Raw genomic sequence first — 18,617 nt, forward strand, 5'->3', positions numbered from 1 at the left:
GCCCCTTCTCTGGTCCGTGCGCAAGAGCGAGCACCGAAAAACCACTGCACAATCATGCAGTTGTCCGGGCGTGACCTGCACGTGGGGGGCTGCACGCTTGGAGACATGACCGACACCATCGCGCTCCACAGCGACGAACGCGCCGCCGATGACGGCATTCCGGTGGCCGACCTCACGGCGGCCGGGCTCACCCACACGCCCATCCAGCAGTCCATGGACCTCGCCCGGCTCCACGGCCCGGTCTTCAAGCGCAAGTTCGGCGAGCGCGAGACGCTGTTCCTCTCCTCGCTGGACCTGGTCACCGAGGTCGCCGACGAATCCCGCTTCGCCAAGGGCGTGTCGGTCGTCCTGGAGAACGTCAGAGAGTTCGCCGGTGACGGTCTGTTCACCGCCTACAACGACGAGCCGAACTGGGCCAAGGCGCACGAGGTCCTGATGCCGGCCTTCGCGCTCGGTTCGATGCGCACCTACCACCCGGCGATGCTCAAGGTCGCCCGCCGGGTCATGGCGGCCTGGGACCGACGGGTGGCCGACGGTACGCCCGTCCAGGTCGCCGAGGACATGACCCGGATGACGCTGGACACCATCGGGCTCGCCGGTTTCGGCTTCGACTTCGAGTCCTTCTCCCGCGGCGACGGCGCCCATCCGTTCGTCGAGGCGATGGTGCGCTGCCTCGAATGGAGCATGACGAAGTTCTCCCGCGACCCCGGCGCCGACCACTCCGCGGCGGACGCGGCGTTCCAGGCCGACGCCGACTACCTCGCGTCGGTCGTCGACGAGGTCATCGCCGCCCGGACGGAGAGCGGACAGACCGGCGACGACGACCTGCTGGGCCTGATGCTCGGCGCCGGGGGCCAGGGGGACGACGGTCCTGCCCTCGACCTCGCCAACATCCGCAACCAGGTCATCACCTTCCTGATCGCCGGCCACGAGACCACCTCGGGCGCGCTCTCCTTCGCCCTCTACCACCTGCTCAAGGACCCGCTGGCGCTGCGCATGGTCCAGCGCGAGGCCGACGAGCTGTGGGGCGACCAGAGCGACCCCGACCCCTCGTTCGAGGACATCGGCCGGCTGCCGTTCACCCGCCAGGTCCTCAACGAGGCGCTGCGGCTGTGGCCCACCGCCGCCGCCTTCACCCGGCAGGCCCGCGAGGACACCCTGCTCGGCGGCCGCTACCCGGTGAAGGCGGGGGAGCTGGTCACGGTGCTGACCCCGATGCTGCACCGCGACCCCGCCTGGGGCGACAACCCCGAGCTGTTCGACCCGTCACGCTTCAGTCCGGAGGCCGAGGCGGCCCGCTCGCCGCATGCCTACAAGCCGTTCGGGACCGGTGAACGTGCCTGCATCGGGCGGCAGTTCGCGCTCCACGAGGCGACCATGCTGCTCGCCCTCCTCGCCCAGCGCTACCGCCTGATCGACCACGGCGACTACCGGCTGCGCATCAAGGAGACGCTGACCCTCAAGCCGGAGGCGTTCACCCTCACCCTGGCCGCCCGTACGCCCGCCGACCGGGCCGCGGTCCGCGCCGCGCTGGCCGTGCTCCCCGGCGGCGGCGCCGGCGCCGCGGACGACCCTGCGACCGACGACGGGCTGCCCACCCGCGCCGTCCAGGGCACCGGCCTGCTGCTGTTGCACGGCAGCAACTACGGCACCTGCCGGGAGTTCGCCGAGCGGCTCGCCGACGAGGCCACCGGGCTCGGCTTCGCCGCCGACGTCGCGCCGCTGGACGCATACGCCGGAGCGCTGCCCGCCGACCGGCCCGTCGTCATCGTCGCTGCCTCCTACAACGGCCGGCCCACCGATGACGCCGCCGCCTTCGTGGACTGGCTGACCACCGCCCGGGACGGCGCCGCCACGGGTATCCCGTTCGCCGTCCTCGGCGTCGGCGACCGCAACTGGGCCGCCACCTACCAGCACATACCGACCCTCATCGACGACCGGCTCGACGCGCTCGGCGGCGACCGGCTGCTGCCGCGGGCTGAGGCGGATGCCTCCGGCGACCTGGGCGGCACCGTCAAGGAGTTCACCGCGGCGCTGCGCACCCGGCTGCTGACGCGCTACGGCGACCCGGCGAGCATCGGCGCGAGCGCACCGGACGCCGAGGACACCGGCTACACCGTCACCGAGATCACCGGCGGTCCGCTGGACGCGCTCGCCGCCCGCCACGACCTCGTCCCGATGACCGTCACCGAGGCCCACGACCTCACCGCCGAGGGCTGGCCGCGGCCCAAGCGCTTCCTGCGGATCGCCCTGCCGGACGGCGTCGGCTACCGCACCGCCGACCACCTCGCCGTGCTGCCGGCCAACGCCCCGGCCGCCGTCGAGCGGGCCGCCCGGGTCCTCGGCGCCGACCTCGACACCGTCCTCGCGCTGCACTCCGGCCGCCGCCCGAGCCGCGACACCCTGCCCGTCGACCGGCCGCTGACGGTGCGCGAACTGCTCACCCACCACCTCGAACTGGGCATGCGGCCCACACCGGAGCAGGTAGCCGTGCTCGCCGCGCTCAACCCCTGCCCGCCCGAGCGCCACGCCCTGGAGAACCTCGCGGAGGACGATCCGCGCACCGTGATCGACCTGATCGAGGCCCACCCGGCGCTGCGCGGCGCGCTGCCCTGGCCGGCGGTCCTGGAGCTGCTGCCGGCCCTGCGCATCCGGCACTACTCCCTGTCGTCCGCACCCGCCGCCGACCCCCGGCACGCCGATCTGATGGTCTCGCTGCTGCCCGGCGGTACCGGCTCGACCCATCTGCACTCCCTGCGGCCCGGCGACACCGTCCTGGCCCGTGTCCAGCCCTGCCGCGAGGCCTTCCGCCTCGCTGCGGACGATGACACCCCCGTCATCCTCATCGCCGCGGGGACCGGTCTCGCGCCGTTCCGCGGCGCCGTCGCCGACCGCCTCGCCGCGGGCCAGAAGGCCCCCGCCCGGCTCTACTTCGGCTGTGACGACCCGGAAGCGGACTTCCTGCACGCCGCGGAGTTCGCCGCCGCCGAGGCCGCCGGTGTCGTCTCGATGCACCCCGTCTTCAGCGAGCGCCCCGAGAACGGCCACCGCTTCGTCCAGCACCGGATCGCCGCCGAGGGGGCCGAGGTGTGGGAGCTGCTGCAGGCCGGCGCGCGGGTGTACGTCTGCGGTGACGGCAGCCGGATGGCCCCCGGTGTACGGGCCGCCTTCCGCGAGCTGCACGCCGCGAGCACCGGTGCCTCGCCCCAGGAGTCCGAGGCCTGGCTGCGCGAACTGACCGCCTCGGGGCGCTACATCGAGGATGTGTACGCGGCGGGCTGAGGCCCGGCGCCCTTCTCCCGGCGGGCTGGACCCGGCGCGCCGGCTCTCCCGGCGGTCCGGATCTTCCGGCCCGCCGGGGCCGCGGGGTGGGGGGAGAGGACGTGGCGGGGAGTGGTGGGCCGAGTGCCCGCTACTCCCCGCTTCCCTGTTTCCCGGCCGCACCCGGCAGATGGACCACCACCAGCGCGATTCCGGCGACCGTGAGGTTGCGGGTCGCGGCCTCCAGCCCGTTCCACTGCTTGGACTGCCACATCGAGAACCACTCACCGCCTATCGCGAGGAACCCCACCCCGAACAGCAGCACCATCATCAGCAGTCCGACCGTGCTCACCTGCCGGGCACGGGTGAGGCTCCCGCGCCGGGCGCCGGTGACCCACAGCGCGGTGGCCGCGAGCAGCACCACCGCGGCCACCGTCTCCCAGGCGATGATCGCCAGATACGCGGCGTCCTGCAGCCCCTGCGAGGTGAGGGCCCGCCACATCAGGTCCGGGTCCTTGAACGTGGTGTCCATGGCCAGCACATGGCGGACGAAGTCCCGGTTGGTGTCGAAGTCGGTGATGTTGCCGAAGGCGACGAGTGAGATGTAGAGCGCGACCGTCCCGGTGAGCACGGCCGCGGCGAGCGGCAATCCGGTACGTGGTGCGAGTTCGGTGGGGTTTCTGTCGGTCATGCGCCCTCCACGGCGGTTCCTGTCATCTGCTGTTTCCTTGTCTGTCGCGGCCCTTATGGTCCCTCATCCGTCGAACTCCCGTACGCTGCTCCCCGGTCGGCCGGGGGACGCACCGGTCGACCGGGGCGTTCGGGAGCAGTGCCGGCGGCCCGAAGACCTAGAGGAAAGCGGGGCACATGAACGGGAAGCGGTGTGTGGGAACGGTAGCCGCCGCGGCGGCGGCGGTGATCGCGGTGAGCGGACCGGCGGTCGCCGAGCCGGCCGCCACGACATACGGCACCAGCACGTCCGTGGGCGTCCACAATGCGTATGAAAAGGAGAAGTACCCCTACTTCGCGGACGCCCTGGACTCCGGCGCCGCGCTGCTCGAACTCGACCTCTGGTCCAACGGGCTGGGCCGGTCCTGGCGGGTCTCGCACAGCAACCCGCTCGGGAACAACAGCAACTGCGAAGGCGCCGCGAACGCCTCGGAACTGCGCACCAAGAACCGCGATCAGGACTTCGCCGGCTGCCTGGCCGATATGAAGGCCTGGCACGACGCCCACCCGGGACACCGCCCGATCCTGCTCAAGGTCGAGATGAAGGACGGCTTCAACGCCAAGGGCGGCCGAGGGCCCGCCGAGTTCGATGCGCTGGTGCGGCAGAAGCTGGGCGATGCGGTCTACGGCCCCGGGGACCTCACCGGCCGGCACGCCACCGCCGACGAAGCCGTACGGGCCGGCGGCTGGCCCTCCCGGGCCGACCTGGCGGGCAAGTTCCTGTTCGAGCTGATACCCGGCACGGTCGAGGAGAAGAACCCGTTCGACAAGCTGTGGACGGACGTCGAGTACGCCGGCCACCTCAAGGACCTTGCGGCGCAGGGGAAGCTGGCGCAGTCGACGGCGTTCCCCGCGGTGCACGGGGCCGCTCCCGGTGACCCCCGCGAGCGCTACACCGACCCGGCGCTGCGCCCCTGGTTCGTGGTCTTCGACGGCGATGCCGCGACGTATCTGAACGGCAGTATCGACACCTCCTGGTACGACACCCGCAACTACCTGCTCATCATGACCGACGCCCACAACGTGCCGCCGGTCATCGACGGTACCCACCCGACCGAGGCGCAGGCACTGGCCAGGGTCCGGCAACTCGCCGCGGCACACGCCAGCTTCGCCACCGCCGACTGGTACCCGCTGCCGTCCGTCCTCAAGACCGTGGTGCCGCGCGGGGCATGACGCCGGACGCGGCGGCGCGGGAGCCGGGCTGGGCGGCCCGCGGGTCCGGCTCCGTGGTCGCCCGCCGGTAGAGCGCGGCCACATCCTCGCCGAACCGGCTGCTGTACGAGACGAAGTCGTCACCGCCCTCGTTGAGGCCGCCTATCACGCCGATCAGCGACCCGGTGCCGGTGGCCGGGTCGAGGTCGGTGAGCATCGGCCCGCCGCTCGTCCCTTTCGGGAAACCCGGGCAGACGAACCGGAGTTGGGTCGGGCCCTGGGCGTCCGCGGTGTGCCGGCAGCTGACCGGGGATTCCTGGTCCTCGGGGTAACCGGTCAGCTGCGCCGGGCGTCCGGCCGGTGCGCCGAACCGGATCCGTTCGGCGCCGGTGACGTCCTCGATCCGGCCGCCGGGCCGCCCCGCCCGGCGCACCCGCAGGAACGCCACGTCGTGGTCGGGGTCCCGGTCGCTGATCCAGCGCGGGTCGACAAGGATCCGGGTGGGCACCCACAGTCCGTACGGCGCGATCCCGTCGTGCAGGCCGGGCGCGAACACCAGCCGGGTACGGAAGCCGTCGTCGTGGACACAGTGCGCCGCGGTGACGATGAGGTCACCCCCGGGGGCGTGCACCACGCCGGCCGTGCAGTGGTGGACCGGGGCACCGTCGTCGCCGGGGGAGAAGAGCGCACCGATCGCCGGTGCGGGCGCCGCCGGGGCCGCCCGCAGGGGCCGGGACGCCGTCAGCGGGACCGGTGCCCGCGGGGCCGCCGTCCCACCGCCGTACCGTGCCGTCACCGGCGGTCCCGGCCGCTCCTCATAGGGGCCGGCGAGCACCGCGGCGGCGGCCTGCTCGCCGTCGGCCCTGGTCGCGAGGTAGGAGCCGGTGGCGGTGTCCCCGGCGGCGAGGAACGGATCGCGTGACGGGGGCCCCAGGGCCAGCGCGGTGCTGCCCACGACCACGGTCAGCACCCCGAGCGCCAGGGTCGCCCGCAGCGGCACGCCGGCCCGGCCGCGGCCCGTGCAGGCCGGGCCGCCGGGACCGAGGCAGTCCTCGGCCGCCGGTACCCCGGCGTTCCGGTCCGCCCCGCCGGCGTGGTCCGCCGGCTCGGTCCCGCGTGCGCTCGTCTCCACCAGCAGCCGCCTCGCCGCATCAGCCGGTATTACCCCGTCGGATGCTGGGGTGACACCGGAACCAGACATTTCACCCAGTCTGATGCAGGGATGCATGCCGTGGTTCGGTCAGTTGGCGCAACTTTCCGCTCAGGCGGCGAAGATCACGGACAGAAACCGGCATCGGAAGCCCGGCGCACCCGCCCTCCGAGAGGCCCGGCGGGCCCGGCGTGTCGGGTCAGGCGGCCGCGTCGCCGGGCCCGGCCTCGTTGGGCCGGTCGGGTGACGCGCGCCGTGCCCCCGTCCGGGCCCGGCCCGGTCCTTGGCGGTGCACCGTCCCGCGCGTGCCCGACGGCTCCCCGCTCACGCCGCGAGCCGCACCCCCTGCCCCGCGAGCTGGTGCCGGATCAGCGTCTCCGCCAGGCCGGCCTCGTTCGGGAAGTCCATCGGGACGATCCCCAGGCCCGTCCAGCCGCTCCCTTCCGGGCCCTCCAGCAGCCGCTTGACCTGCGGGTTGAGACGGTCCGCGTTGGAGCGGGGCGGAAGCAGGGCGGCGGTGCTGACGTAATTGACGAAGAGCTTGCCGGGCTGGGTGACGGCCTTGCGGAACTGGGCCTCGATCTTCGGGTACTTGCCGAACGGCTCCGCCATGTAGTCGTCCTGGATGTCGAACAGCTGCGGATCGGCGTAACGGACGCCGCCCAGACCGTCGGAGTCCGCCAGCAGGACCACCCGGCCGCGGGCCTGGCCCAGCGTCGGCAGCCCGGCGTCCAGCCGGAACAGCGACCGGTAGCCCTTGTCGTCCAGGTAGATGCCGAAGATCCGGCGGAACTCCTCGGCGCTGACCTCCGAGTACTCCTGCTTGACCCGCATCAGCACCGTCTCGGAGGGATGCGCCTGCAGGAACGCCCGGCAGGCGTTGAGCACATCACCGAACATCAACTCCTGGTAGAAGGCGCCGTGATGGATGGCGAAGACGTTGTCGATGGCCCGGCAGCGGACGTCCAGGAAGCGGATACCGCTGCTCAGCTGGGCGTCGACGGGGGTGTTCTGGCAGGCCACCCAGGGGCCGCCCACCCGGGCGCCCGAGTCATGGGTGCCGGGAATCGTCAGCCGCTGGACGGGGGTGGCGTCGCCGAGCGCCGACATCCAGTCCTGTACGGACAGCCGGGGCGCCCGGCGCTGGGCCGCCTCCGCCGTGTACTGCCCGCTGCCGACGCCCGCCAGCACACCGGCGGCCGACAGCCCGGCCGCGCCCCGGAGGAAACCCCGTCGATCCAGTCCCAGCCCCATACCGCTTCCCCTGTCCGTCGAGTCTGCGTGGGTGCGCAGCGACAGCCCCGCTGTGCACCGGCGATCGGGGTATCGAACCACAGGGAACGTACGAGCGGCACCCGGCCGGCGGACCCGGGGGGCACGCCGGCCGGGAAGGGACGGAAATCAGACGCGGAAGGACAGCGACAGCGCGAAGCGGTCCGCGCTGTCCGTCCACCAGCTGCTCAACTCCAGTCCGGCCGCCGCGAGTTCCGCCCGCACGCCCTCCTGGCGGAACTTGGCCGAGACCTCGGTCCGCAGATCCTCGCCCGCGGTGAAGCTCACCGCCAGGTCCACTCCGGGGATCTTGACGTTCAGGTCCTTACGGGCCCGCAGGCGCATCTCGATCCACTCGCACCCGTCGTTCCACAGGGCGACATGGTCGAAGTCCGCCGGGTCGAAGTCGCCGCCCAGTTCGCGGTTGATGACCTCCAGGACGTTCTTGTTGAACGCGGCCGTCACGCCCTGCGGGTCGTCGTAGGCGGCGACGAGCGTGGCCTCGTCCTTGACCAGGTCGGTGCCGAGTAGCAGCGCATCGCCCGGGGAGAGCATGGCGTGCACGGAGTGCAGGAACGCGGCGCGCTCCTCGGGGAGCAGATTGCCGATGGTGCCGCCGAGGAAGGCGAGCAGCCGCGGGCCGGGGGTGTCGGGGAGTTCGATGCCCTGCTGGAAGTCGGCGACCAGGGCGTGCACGGCGAGGCCGGGATGGTCGGCGAGCAGTGTCTCGCCCGCCACGGCCAGCGCGGATTCGCTGACGTCGATGGGTACATAGGAGTGCAGTTCGGTCAGCGCGCCCAGGAGATGGCGGGTCTTGTCAGAAGAGCCCGACCCCAGCTCGATCAGGGTGCGGGCCCCGGTGGCCGCGGCGATGTGATCGGCACGGGTGAGCAGGATCTCCCGCTCGGCGCGGGTCGGGTAGTAGTCGGGCAGCTTGGTGATGTCCTCGAACAGCTCGCTCCCGCGGGCGTCGTAGAACCACTTGGGCGGCAGCTGTTTGGGAGTACGGGACAGGCCCTGGGTGACATCGGCGCGCAGCGCGGCCGCGGTGGCGTCGGCAGGGAGGGTGCGGGTGATGCTGAGCGGGCTCACGTGGCGGGCTCCTTGAGCGGGGTGAGGTGGACCTCGGTTCCGGTGGCGCGCAGCAGCGTGCGGTCCGGGACCTCGGCCCAGTGGGGGGAATCGTCGTACGGTTCGGAGGCGACCACCGTGCCGCCCTCGGGAACGGCCAGGTGGGACAGCGTGTCGCCCCAGGTGGTGGCGGCGATGGCGGTGCCGTCGGTCAGCAGCAGATTGAGCCGGGAGGCGGGTGCGGCCGCGGCGACCGCCGCCACCGTGCCGGCCAGCGCCTCGCCGAGCTCGTCGCCGCGCGCCAGCCGGTGGCGGACCAGCGCCCACAGGAACGCCGCATCGCAGCGGGCCGGCAGCCGCAGCAGCTCTCCCGGCGGCAGCTCGGCCGCCAGCGGGGCGAGCGAGTCCGGCCAGCCGGACACCGCGCCGTTGTGGCTGAACAGATAGCGCCCCTCGGCGTACGGCGCGGCCGCGGCCTCGGCGTCCGCGCCGGCCACGGTGGCATCACGCACCGCGGCCAGCAGCGCGCCGGTGCGCACCACCCGCCCCAGGTCGGGCAGCAGATCGTCGCCCCAGATCGGCCCGGCCCGCCGGTAGCGGGCGGGCACCGGATCGCCCGGCGCGTACCAGCCGACGCCGAACCCGTCGGCGTTCACCGTCCCGTACCGCTGCCGGCGCGGTTCCCACGACTGCCGGTACAGGCTGTGCGGCGGGGCCAGCACCACCTGTCCGATGGGGATCTCGGGCCCCACATAGGCAAGATGACGGCACATCAGGCACCGGCCTCCTGGGCCGGCGGAGCCGCGGCCGTCATGCGCCCACCGCCGGATCCGCGTCCCGGGCGGTGCGGAACCCGGAGAAGATCTGCCGGCGGACCGGCAGGTCCCAGTTGCGGAAGGTGCCCCGGCAGGCGACCGGGTCGACGGCGAACGAGCCGCCGCGCAGCACCTTGTACTCGTCGCCGAAGAACACCTCCGAGTACTCCCGGTAGGGGAAGGCGGCGAAGCCCGGATACGGCAGGAGGTCGCTCGCCGTCCACTCCCACACATCGCCGATCAGCTGCCGTACGCCGAGCGGCGACCCGCCCTCCGGGTAGCTGCCGATGGGCGCGGGCCGCAGATGCCGCTGGCCGAGGTTGGCATGCGCCGGTGTGGGGTCCTCGTCGCCCCAGGGATAGCGCCTGGACCGCCCGGTCGCCGGATCGTGCCGGGCGGCCTTCTCCCACTCGGCCTCGGTCGGCAGCCGCCGGCCTGCCCAGCGCGCATAGGCGTCCGCCTCGTACCAGCTCACGTGCAGCACGGGCTCGTCCGGCGGCACCGGCTCGGTCACCCCGAACCTCCGGCGCAGCCACTGGCCCCCGTCGCGCTTCCAGAACAGCGGTGCCCGCAGCGAGTGCTCCTGCACCTGGGCCCAGCCCTCCGGGGCCCACCAGCGCGGCTCCTCGTAGCCGCCGGCCTCGATGAACCGCTGGTAGGCGCCGTTGCTGACGGGGGTGGTGTCGATCAGGAAGGAGGGCACCAGCCGGTGGTGTGCGGGCCGTTCGTTGTCCAGCGCCCAGGGCTCGGTGGAGGTGCCCATGGAGAACGGCCCGCCGGGCACGAGGACTTCCGCGGGAAAGATGTCGTCGGGGGCGGGCGGTGGCTCGGGTGCGGTGAGGACGGCCGGGCCGCGGCGGAGCTGGTGGGTGATGAGCATGGTCTCGTCGTGCTGCTGCTCATGCTGCGCGATCATGCCGAAGGCGAAGCCGGAGTCGAGCAGCGGACCGCCGTGCAACTCGGCGCGCTCCAGGATGTCCAGCACCCGGCCGCGGACCTCGGCGACATAGCCGTGCGCCTCGTCGGGCGCGAGCAGCGGAAGCGAGGGGCGCCGGGCACGGGGGTGTTCGAAGGCGTCGTAGACGGAGTCGATGTCCGGGCGCAGCGCGTCCCGGCCGCCCACCGTGCGCAGGAGCCACTGCTCCTCCTGGTTGCCTATGTGCGCCAGGTCCCACACCAGCGGGGACATCAGCGGGGAGTGCTGCGCGACGAGGTCGGGATCCTCGACACAGGTGGTCAGCAGGCGGGTGCGGTTACGGGCGGTGAGCAGCGCCGAGGCCGCGCGCTCACGCAGGAGCTCGGGATCGGGGGTCACTGGCTGTCCTTCCCAACGATGAGATCGCCCTCCGCGGCGTACAGGGCGTCGAGATGATCGTCCGCGGGGCAGCGGCCGCGTGCCACATACCGTTCGGTGAACTCCGCGACCGCCGCCAGCACCTCGGGGGAGGCTCCGAGCCGTGGCAGGGCATCCTGCGCGGCGGCGAAACAGGCCACCGCCGCCGAGTGCAGTTCCGGGTCGGTCAACGCCGCGCGGGCGGCACGCCGCCACAGCGGATTGCGCGGGGCCGGCCGGGAACCCGCCGTCTCCGCCAGGGGTTTGACGATGCGGTACGCCCGCTCCGCGGCCTCCGGGTCGTCGAACAGCGCGGCTGTGACGGCCAGCGGTACGACCCACCCGGCGTCGCCCGACTGTGCGTCGATCATCCGCAGTTCCAGATGGCCACGCGGCCGTACCGGCGGGAAGAGGGTGGTGAGGTGGTAGTCCAGGTCCTCCCGGGTGGGCGGTCGGGGCACGCCGGTGCGGATCCACTCGCGGAAGGTGAGCCCTTCCGGTGCGTCCCAGGGCCCGTCCTCGGTGCGGATGCACAGCACCGGAGCGTCCAGGACGTACGCCACCCAGGCGGTGCGCGGGTCGGGCCCCTGCGGCGGGGCGAGCGTACGGCCCGGGTCGAGCTGCGACCAGACGACCTGGCGGGTGGTGCGGTAGCCGGTGGGGCAGCCCTCGCTGGTGGGCGAATTGGCGAAGGCCGCGGCCAGCACCGCGCCCAGCAGGTGCGCCAGCAGCCAGCGCCGGCCGTGCCCGAGCGGCCCCGGCTCCTCGTAGCCGGCGTCCACGCACACCTGCACGGAGGCGGTGGCGCACATCATGGACCGCCCGGCGGAGCCCCAGCGGTCGAAGTACGCCTCCATGGCGTTGTAGCGCGGCTCGGTCAGCACCCGCTGCGGGCGGTGCCACGGATTGTGACCGTGGCCGGCCATGCCCAGGCCCATGGCCAGCATGGCGGGGCGGACCAGTGCGAGATCGGCGGTGACCGCCTCGATGCACTCGGTGAGGGTGCGGGCGGGGGGTGAGCTGAGCTCCAGCTGGCCGCCGGGCTCGAAGGTCAGCAGGGAGCTGAGGGGAAGGGCGCGCAACGTGGTTGCCGCGCTGTGCAGCCGGGCAGGCTCAAGGGGACATCGGGGGTTGCGCGCGTCGTGGACCAGCCATTCGATCTCGACGCCGATGCGGCGCGGGGGCCCCGTCTTGAAGCATATTCCGCGCAGGTGAGCTTCCAGCTCCGCTTCTGTTTCCGCAGGCCGTACGGGCATGGAATACCTCTCCCTGGTGGGGTGGCGGCAGGATTGCCGCCCTCCACCTAATCCGCTGCGGGCGATGCGCTCAAGGGCGCGTTCGCGCCGCGATCGGCGGGACGGGCTTTCACGGGGCGAGCGGGCCGTCCGGGCCGGGAGACCCCGGAAGGAGCCGCGGCGCCCTCCCGGCGCCAGGACGGCCTTCTGGCCCGCCGCGGCGGCCGGTGACCGGACCGGTGGACGGCGGACGGGGGGTGCCAGAGGCGTACGGCCGTTCGAGTGAGTGCCGGGCGGGGTGTGTTTTGCCGTGACGGCGGTCCGGCGCGTCCGCCTTCCGGTGCCCCCGGCGGCAGCCCGGCGTCACTGGCGATAGCCCGCCAGGAAGCGCCCGATACGGCTGATCGCGGCGTCGAGGTCGTCGGCGTGCGGGAGGGTGAGGATGCGGAAGTGGTCGGGGTGCGGCCAGTTGAAACCGGTGCCCTGGACGACCTGGATCTTCTCCCGCAGGAGGAGGTCGAGGACGAACTTCTCGTCGTCGTGGATCTTGTGGACGGCGGGATCGAGGCGGGGGAAGGCGTAGAGCGCGCCCTTGGGCTTGACGCAGGAGACGCCCGGGATCTCGTTCAGCCGCTCCCAGGCCCGGTCGCGCTGCTCGCGCAGCCGGCCGCCCGGCAGCACCAGGTCCTCGATGCTCTGCCGGCCGCCGAGTGCGGCCTGGATGGCGTACTGGGCGGGCGCGTTCGGGCACAGCCGCATGGACGCGAGGGTGCCCAGGCCCTCCAGATAGTCGGCGGCGTGCTGCTTGGGTCCGGAGACCACCAGCCAGCCGGAGCGGAAGCCGGCCACGCGGTAGGACTTGGAGAGCCCGCTGAAGGTGAGGCAGACCAGGTCGGGGGCGAGCACCGCGGCGTGGTGGTGGACCTCGTCGTCGTACAGGATCCGGTCGTAGATCTCATCGGCGAAGACCATCAGGCCGTGGCGGCGGGCGAGGTCGAGCATGCCCTCCAGCAGCTCGCGGGGGTAGACCGCGCCGGTCGGGTTGTTCGGGTTGATGATGACCAGGGCGCGGGTCCGGTCGGTGATCTTCGAGGCGAGGTCGTCGAGGTCCGGCAGCCAGTCCGCCGACTCGTCGCAGAGGTAGTGCACGGCCTTGCCGCCCGCGAGGGTGGTGACGGCCGTCCACAGCGGGAAGTCGGGGGCCGGGATGAGGACTTCGTCGCCGTCGTCGAGCAGCGCCTGCACCGCCATCGAGACGAGTTCGGAGACACCGTTGCCGAGGTAGATGTCGTCCACGCCGACATCCGGCAGCCCGCTCTGCTGGTAGCGCTGGGCCACCGCGCGGCGGGCCGAGAGGATGCCCTGGGACTCCGTGTAGCCGTGCGCGCGGGAGAGGTTGCGCACCATGTCCTGCAGGATCTCGTCCGGGCACTCGAAGCCGAACAGCGCCGGATTTCCGGTGTTCAGCCGCAGCACGCTGTGGCCGGCCTCCTCCAGTGCGTCCGCGTGCTCGATCACCGGCCCGCGGATCTCGTAGCAGACGTCGGCCATCTTGCTGGACTGCTTGAACTGCATGCGGTGGCCTCCCGGTCCCTCGCTCACCGCGCGGCGCGGCAGCATTCGATACACCGTACTTGGTTTTACCAAGCTGGGACTTGGAAAGTCCAACTTCTGTCTATGCTGGGTGTCATGCCGCGCCGAAGTTATGACCAGTACTGCGCCGTTGCCCGAGCCCTGGACGCCGTGGGCGACCGCTGGACGCTCCTGATCGTCCGGGAGCTGCTGGGCGGCTCCCGGCGCTACACCGATCTGCACGCCGATCTGCCGGGCGTCAGCACCGACATGCTCGCCTCCCGCCTCAAGGACATGGAGCGGGACGGCCTGGTCACCCGCCGCCGGCTCGCCCCGCCCGGCGCCGTCTTCGTCTACGAACTCACCCCCCGCGGCCGCGCGCTGCTGCCCGCGCTGACCGCCCTCGCCGACTGGGGCGCCCCCGCCCTCGACGAGAAGCGCCCGACGGACGCGGTGCGGGCCCACTGGTTCGCGGTGCCCCTCGTCGCCCGGCTCGCCCGGCACTTCGCGGAGGGCGTCGAGGTGATCGGTATCGCCCTCGACGAGGGCGAGTTCCATGTCGTCCTCGGGGGTGGCGGAGCGGAGGCCGGCGGCTCGCATTCCGGCGGCCCGCAGCGCGGCGGTCGGGACGGCGGGTCCGGCTCCGCGGACGGCTTCGCGGACGGCGGTCCCGGCTATGCGGACGGCCCCGCCGAGCGCCCCGATGTCCGGCTGCGGATGGACACCGCGACCTGCGCCGAGATCGCGTACGATCGCCTCTCCCTCGCGCAGGGAATCGAATCCGGCCGGATCGTGGTCACGTGGCCCGAGAGGTCCGGCGAACGGCGGCGGAAGAGGACGGCAACGGCATGACGACGCGCCCCCTGGCGGTCTTCGACCTGGACGGCACGCTCGCCGACGCCGGTCACCGGCAGCATCTGCTGCAGCGCACCCCGCGCGACTGGAAGGCCTTCTTCGCGGCCGCCACCGAGGACCCGCCGCTCGCCGAAGGAGTGGCCCTGGCCCTGCGCAGCACCGAGGACTGCGAGGTCGTCTATCTGACCGGCCGTCCGGAGCGCTGCCGCCGCGACACGCTCGCCTGGCTCGCCCGGCACGGGCTGCCCGAGGGCCGGCTGTGGATGCGCCCCGAAAGCGACCGGCGCCCGGCCCGGCACACCAAGCTGGAGATCCTGCGCCGGATCGCCCGCGGCCGCGAGGTCCGCCATGTCGTCGACGACGACGAACTCGTCTGCGACGCCTGCGAGAAGGCCGGCTTCCCGGTGGTACGCGCCCGGTGGGCCACACCGTCCGAGACCCTGCGGGACGCCCAGCAGCGGTCCGGGCGGACCTGAGCCTCCTCGCGGCCCGGGTCCGGACGGACCTGAGCCTCCTCGTGTGCCGGGTCCGGGCGGACCTGCCTGCCCCGGGCATCGGCGAGGAGGCGAGTAACCGCAGCGCCGCCTCGGGCGGTCGACCCTGCGCCGCGGGGAAGCGCCATCACACCGGGGCAGGCGCCGGGGGCGCCGAGGGCCGTCGCCGCGATGTGGCGGAGACTGTTCCCTGGAGGATACCGACCGCTTAGTATGTCGCTGGCGAGGGCGCCGGCGCGCCCTCCGCCCCACCCGCGTATCCAAGGTCTGTGGAGGCACCAGGTGAAGGCATGGCGCGTACACGCGAACGGCGAGCCGCGTGAAGTGATGCGGCTGGAGGAGGTGCCGGATCCGCAGCCGGGACCGGGTCAGCTGCTGCTGCGGGTGCGGGCCGCCAACGTCAACTTCCCCGACGCCCTGCTGTGCCGCGGCCAGTACCAGGTCCGGCCGCCGCTGCCGTTCACCCCCGGAGTGGAGATCTGCGGCGAGGTGATCGCCACGGGGGAGGGGGCGGCCGGTGAGACCGGGGCGCGGGTGCTGGCCCAGCCGCCGCTGCCCGACGGCGGTTTCGCCGAACTCGCCGTCGTCGACGCGGCGACGGTCCGCCCGGCCCCCGAGGCGCTGGACGACGCCGAGGCCGCCGCACTGCACATCGGCTACCAGACCGGCTGGTTCGGACTGCACCGCCGGGCCCGGCTCCAGGCGGGCGAGACCCTGCTCGTGCACGCCGCCGCCGGGGGCGTCGGCAGCGCCGCCGTACAGCTCGGCAAGGCCGCCGGCGCGCGGGTCATCGGTGTCGTGGGCGGCGAGGACAAGGCCCGCACCGCCCGCGAGCTGGGCTGCGATGTCGTCCTCGACCGGCGCCACGACGACATCATCGGCGCCGTGAAGGAGGCCACCGGCGGCCGCGGCGCGGATGTGGTCTACGACCCGGTGGGCGGCGAGGCCTACGCCAAGTCCGTCAAGTGCATCGCCTTCGAGGGCCGGATCATCGTCGTCGGCTTCGCCGGCGGCGCCATCCCCACCCCGGCCCTCAACCACGCGCTGGTGAAGAACTACGCGATCCTGGGCCTGCACTGGGGCCTCTACAACACCAAGGACCCGGCCGCGGTCGACGCCAGCCACGAGGAGCTGGCCAAGCTCGCCGCACAGGGCGCCGTCAAGCCGTTCATCGGCGGCAGGTTCCCCCTGGAGGACGCCGCCGAAGCCGTCCAGCGGGTCGCCGACGGTACGTCCACCGGCCGGCTCGTCATCCTGCCCGCGGCAAAGGAGACCCGATGACCGACGCCGAAGACCTGCGCCGGCGCACCGCCGAGCTGCTTGCCGCACATCCTCCCGCCGAGACGGAGCGACTGGAGTTCCTGCGCGCCCGCTTCGACGCCGGACTGGCCTGGGTTCACTACCCGGAGGGCCTGGGCGGACTGGACGCGCCACGCTCCCTGCAAGCGGTCGTGGACGCGGAGCTGGCGGCCGCCGGCGCCCCCGGCAACGACCCCGGGCGCATCGGCATCGGCCTCGGCATGGCCGCGCCCACCATCCTGCGCTTCGGCACCGACGAGCAGAAGCGGCGTCTGCTGCGCCCGCTGTGGACCGGCGAGGAGGTGTGGTGCCAGCTGTTCAGCGAGCCCGGCGCCGGCTCCGACCTCGCGGCCCTGGCGACCCGCGCGGTCCGGGAGGACGGGGGCGAAGCCGGGAGCGCGGGCGACTGGATCGTGGACGGCCAGAAGGTCTGGACGTCCAGCGCCCATCTGGCCCGCTGGGCGATCCTGATCGCCCGCACCGACCCCGGCCTGCCCAAGCACCGCGGCATCAGCTACTTCATCTGCGATATGACCGACCCCGGGGTCGAGGTCCGTCCGCTGCGGCAGATCACCGGTGAGGCCGAGTTCAACGAGGTCTTCCTCACCGGCGTCCGCATCCCCGACAGCCGCCGCCTCGGCGAGGTCGGCGAGGGCTGGAAGGTCGCCCAGACCACGCTGATGAACGAGCGGGTCGCCATCGGCGGCGCCCGGATCCCCCGCGAGGGCGGCATGATCGGCGTGGCCGCCGCCGACTGGCGCGCGCGGCCCGAACTGCGCACCCACGATCTCCACCAGCGGCTGCTGACGCTGTGGGTGGAGGCCGAGGTCGCCCGGCTGACCGGCGAACGGCTGCGCCAGCAGCTGACCAAGGGCCAGCCCGGCCCCGAGGGCAGCGGAATGAAGCTGGCCTTCGCCCGGCTCGCCCAGGAGATCAGCGGCTGGGAGGTGGAATTCCTCGCCGAGGACGGTCTGACCTACGACGACTGGACGATGCGCCGCCCCGACGGCGTCGACTTCACTGGCCGCGAGGCCGGCTACCGCTATCTGCGCGCCAAGGGGAACTCCATCGAAGGAGGCACCTCGGAAGTGCTGCTCAACATCGTCGCCGAACGTGTGCTGGGGCTGCCGCCCGAGCCGCGCACCGACAAGGACGTCGCGTGGAAGGACCTCCCCCGATGAACGACGGGACACCCCTGACCGGCACCCCGGCGCCCGACCCCGACCTCCTCTACTCCCAGGAGGAGGACGCGCTGCGCGATGCCGTACGGTCGCTGTTCGCCGACCGCAGCGATCCGGCCACCGTGCTCGCCGGCCTGGAGTCGGAGGCCGCCTACGACACCGCCCTGTGGCGGGCGCTCGCCACGGACATCGGCGCCGCCGGGCTGCTGGTGCCCGAAAAGCTCGGCGGAGCGGGCGCGAGCGCCCGCGAGGCCGCCGTGGTGCTGGAGGAGGTCGGCCGCTGTGTCGCGCCCGTCCCCTATCTGACCAGCGCGGTCATCGCGGTGACCGCCCTGCTCGGCTGCGACCACGACCAAGAGGATGTGGCCGCGCCGCTTGCCGCGCTCGCCGGGGGCGGCACCGTCGGTGTACTCGCCGTCCCGCTGCCCACCGCTCCGGGCGGGCCGGCCCCATCCGCCGTACGGGCCGCGGCGGACGGCGCCCTGACCGGCCGGGTGACCTCGGTCGCCGACGCCGCGGGCGCCGGACTCCTCCTGGTCCCGGCCGAGGGTCCCGACGGCCCGGCCCTCTACGCGGTCGAGGCTGCGGCGGACGGTGTCCGCACCGAGCCCGTCACCCCGCTCGACCTCACCCGCCCCCTGGGGCACCTCACCTTCGACGGTGCCCGCGGCCGGCTCCTGGCGACCGGGGACCGGGCCCGCACCGCCGTCGCGGGCGCGCTGCTCACCGGCGCCGGGCTGCTCGCCTCGGAACAGCTGGGTGTCGCCGAATGGTGCCTGGCCGAAACCGTGCGCCACACGGCCGAGCGCACCCAGTTCGGCCGCCCCGTCGGCTCGTTCCAGGCGCTCAAGCACCGGATGGCCGCGCTCTGGCTGGAGGTGGCATCGGCCCGCGCCGCCGCCCGCAACGCCGCGGACGCACTGGCCACCGGCAGCGCCGATGCCCCGGTGGCGGTGGCCGTCGCCCAGGCGTACTGCGCGCCGGTGGCGGTGCGCGCCGCCCAGGAGTGCATCCAGCTGCACGGCGGCATCGGCATGACCTGGGAACACCCGGCCCATCTGTTCCTCAAGCGGGCCAAGAGCGATGAGCTCGCCCTGGGGTCGCCGGGGCGGCACCGGGAGGCCCTGGCGGGGCTGGTCGCTCTCGACGCCCCGTAGCTCTTGACGCCCGGTAGGCCACCTCCTGTCGAATGACCGGC

15 protein-coding genes are annotated in these 18,617 nt (G+C 73.2%); 7 read left to right on the forward strand and 8 right to left on the reverse strand.

Translation table 11 applies throughout. The features are described 5' to 3' along the window. The first annotated feature begins 105 nt into the window (after positions 1 to 105). Entirely contained in the window at positions 106 to 3,282 is a 3,177-nt protein-coding gene (locus ABR737_RS38410) for a bifunctional cytochrome P450/NADPH--P450 reductase (RefSeq protein ID WP_350255783.1), read from the forward strand. Between the two features lie 130 nt (positions 3,283 to 3,412). On the opposite strand, the gene ABR737_RS38415 is transcribed toward ABR737_RS38410, so the two are convergent. Next, on the reverse strand, positions 3,413 to 3,952 hold the full coding sequence (locus ABR737_RS38415) for a DUF2165 domain-containing protein (protein WP_350255784.1): 540 nt from the start codon (positions 3,950 to 3,952) through the stop codon (positions 3,413 to 3,415). A 176-nt stretch (positions 3,953 to 4,128) separates the two neighbouring features. On the opposite strand from ABR737_RS38415, the gene ABR737_RS38420 reads away from it, so the two are divergent. Beyond that, the gene (locus ABR737_RS38420; protein WP_350255785.1) at positions 4,129 to 5,163 is read left to right on the forward strand and encodes a phosphatidylinositol-specific phospholipase C domain-containing protein; all 1,035 of its coding nucleotides are present in this window, start codon (positions 4,129 to 4,131) and stop codon (positions 5,161 to 5,163) included. Here ABR737_RS38420 and ABR737_RS38425 read toward each other — a convergent pair. From ABR737_RS38425 to ABR737_RS38455, 7 genes are all read right to left on the reverse strand, one after another. Next, the gene (locus ABR737_RS38425) at positions 5,135 to 6,343 is read right to left on the reverse strand and encodes a trypsin-like serine peptidase (RefSeq protein WP_350255786.1); all 1,209 of its coding nucleotides are present in this window, start codon (positions 6,341 to 6,343) and stop codon (positions 5,135 to 5,137) included. The two genes, ABR737_RS38420 and ABR737_RS38425, sit on opposite strands and share 29 nt — an antisense overlap. A 273-nt stretch (positions 6,344 to 6,616) precedes the next feature. Continuing rightward, positions 6,617 to 7,546 carry a phosphatidylinositol-specific phospholipase C gene (locus ABR737_RS38430; RefSeq protein WP_350255787.1) on the reverse strand — a complete coding sequence of 310 codons (930 nt, stop codon included), beginning with the start codon at positions 7,544 to 7,546 and terminating at the stop codon, positions 6,617 to 6,619. Positions 7,547 to 7,693: 147 nt separating this feature from the next. After that, entirely contained in the window at positions 7,694 to 8,656 is a 963-nt protein-coding gene (egtD, locus tag ABR737_RS38435) for an L-histidine N(alpha)-methyltransferase (protein ID WP_350255788.1), read from the reverse strand. Beyond that, positions 8,653 to 9,408, reverse strand: a complete 756-nt coding sequence (egtC, locus tag ABR737_RS38440) for an ergothioneine biosynthesis protein EgtC (protein WP_350255789.1) — start codon at positions 9,406 to 9,408, stop codon at positions 8,653 to 8,655. Before egtC ends, egtD begins: the two co-directional genes overlap by 4 nt. Before the next feature lie 37 nt (positions 9,409 to 9,445). Further along, positions 9,446 to 10,765, reverse strand: coding sequence for an ergothioneine biosynthesis protein EgtB (egtB, locus tag ABR737_RS38445; RefSeq protein ID WP_350255790.1), 1,320 nt, complete (start codon positions 10,763 to 10,765; stop codon positions 9,446 to 9,448). Then, positions 10,762 to 12,039, reverse strand: a complete 1,278-nt coding sequence (gene egtA, locus ABR737_RS38450) for an ergothioneine biosynthesis glutamate--cysteine ligase EgtA (RefSeq protein WP_350255791.1) — start codon at positions 12,037 to 12,039, stop codon at positions 10,762 to 10,764. Before egtA ends, egtB begins: the two co-directional genes overlap by 4 nt. Positions 12,040 to 12,381: 342 nt before the next feature. Then, positions 12,382 to 13,593 carry a pyridoxal phosphate-dependent aminotransferase gene (locus ABR737_RS38455; protein ID WP_350255792.1) on the reverse strand — a complete coding sequence of 404 codons (1,212 nt, stop codon included), beginning with the start codon at positions 13,591 to 13,593 and terminating at the stop codon, positions 12,382 to 12,384. Between the two features lie 114 nt (positions 13,594 to 13,707). Here ABR737_RS38455 and ABR737_RS38460 point away from each other — a divergent pair, with 114 nt between their 5' ends. The 5 genes from ABR737_RS38460 (at position 13,708) to ABR737_RS38480 (ending at position 18,576) form a co-directional block, all read left to right on the forward strand. Continuing rightward, entirely contained in the window at positions 13,708 to 14,442 is a 735-nt protein-coding gene (locus tag ABR737_RS38460; RefSeq protein ID WP_350255793.1) for a winged helix-turn-helix transcriptional regulator, read from the forward strand. Continuing rightward, the gene (locus ABR737_RS38465; RefSeq protein WP_350255794.1) at positions 14,439 to 14,921 is read left to right on the forward strand and encodes a phosphatase domain-containing protein; all 483 of its coding nucleotides are present in this window, start codon (positions 14,439 to 14,441) and stop codon (positions 14,919 to 14,921) included. Before ABR737_RS38460 ends, ABR737_RS38465 begins: the two co-directional genes overlap by 4 nt. 300 nt (positions 14,922 to 15,221) lie before the next feature. Beyond that, positions 15,222 to 16,220, forward strand: coding sequence for an NADPH:quinone oxidoreductase family protein (locus ABR737_RS38470; RefSeq protein ID WP_350255795.1), 999 nt, complete (start codon positions 15,222 to 15,224; stop codon positions 16,218 to 16,220). Continuing rightward, positions 16,217 to 17,419 carry an acyl-CoA dehydrogenase family protein gene (locus ABR737_RS38475; RefSeq protein WP_350255796.1) on the forward strand — a complete coding sequence of 401 codons (1,203 nt, stop codon included), beginning with the start codon at positions 16,217 to 16,219 and terminating at the stop codon, positions 17,417 to 17,419. The genes ABR737_RS38470 and ABR737_RS38475 overlap by 4 nt, the downstream gene beginning before the upstream one ends. Next, complete coding sequence (locus ABR737_RS38480; protein WP_350255797.1) at positions 17,416 to 18,576, forward strand: acyl-CoA dehydrogenase family protein; 1,161 nt, start codon at positions 17,416 to 17,418, stop codon at positions 18,574 to 18,576. The genes ABR737_RS38475 and ABR737_RS38480 overlap by 4 nt, the downstream gene beginning before the upstream one ends. Positions 18,577 to 18,617: the final 41 nt, after the last annotated feature.

The sequence above is a fragment of the Streptomyces sp. Edi2 genome, from assembly GCF_040253635.1.
GTDB lineage: Bacteria > Actinomycetota > Actinomycetes > Streptomycetales > Streptomycetaceae > Streptomyces.

Coding starts and splice junctions, on each gene's coding strand:
- ABR737_RS38410 (WP_350255783.1), top strand. CDS start 106: ATGACCGACACCATCGCGCTCCACAGCGACGAACGCGCCGCCGATGAC.
- ABR737_RS38415 (WP_350255784.1), bottom strand. CDS start 3,952: ATGACCGACAGAAACCCCACCGAACTCGCACCACGTACCGGATTGCCG.
- ABR737_RS38420 (WP_350255785.1), top strand. CDS start 4,129: ATGAACGGGAAGCGGTGTGTGGGAACGGTAGCCGCCGCGGCGGCGGCG.
- ABR737_RS38425 (WP_350255786.1), bottom strand. CDS start 6,343: ATGTCTGGTTCCGGTGTCACCCCAGCATCCGACGGGGTAATACCGGCT.
- ABR737_RS38430 (WP_350255787.1), bottom strand. CDS start 7,546: ATGGGGCTGGGACTGGATCGACGGGGTTTCCTCCGGGGCGCGGCCGGG.
- egtC (WP_350255789.1), bottom strand. CDS start 9,408: ATGTGCCGTCATCTTGCCTATGTGGGGCCCGAGATCCCCATCGGACAG.
- egtA (WP_350255791.1), bottom strand. CDS start 12,039: ATGCCCGTACGGCCTGCGGAAACAGAAGCGGAGCTGGAAGCTCACCTG.
- ABR737_RS38455 (WP_350255792.1), bottom strand. CDS start 13,593: ATGCAGTTCAAGCAGTCCAGCAAGATGGCCGACGTCTGCTACGAGATC.
- ABR737_RS38460 (WP_350255793.1), top strand. CDS start 13,708: ATGCCGCGCCGAAGTTATGACCAGTACTGCGCCGTTGCCCGAGCCCTG.
- ABR737_RS38465 (WP_350255794.1), top strand. CDS start 14,439: ATGACGACGCGCCCCCTGGCGGTCTTCGACCTGGACGGCACGCTCGCC.
- ABR737_RS38475 (WP_350255796.1), top strand. CDS start 16,217: ATGACCGACGCCGAAGACCTGCGCCGGCGCACCGCCGAGCTGCTTGCC.
- ABR737_RS38480 (WP_350255797.1), top strand. CDS start 17,416: ATGAACGACGGGACACCCCTGACCGGCACCCCGGCGCCCGACCCCGAC.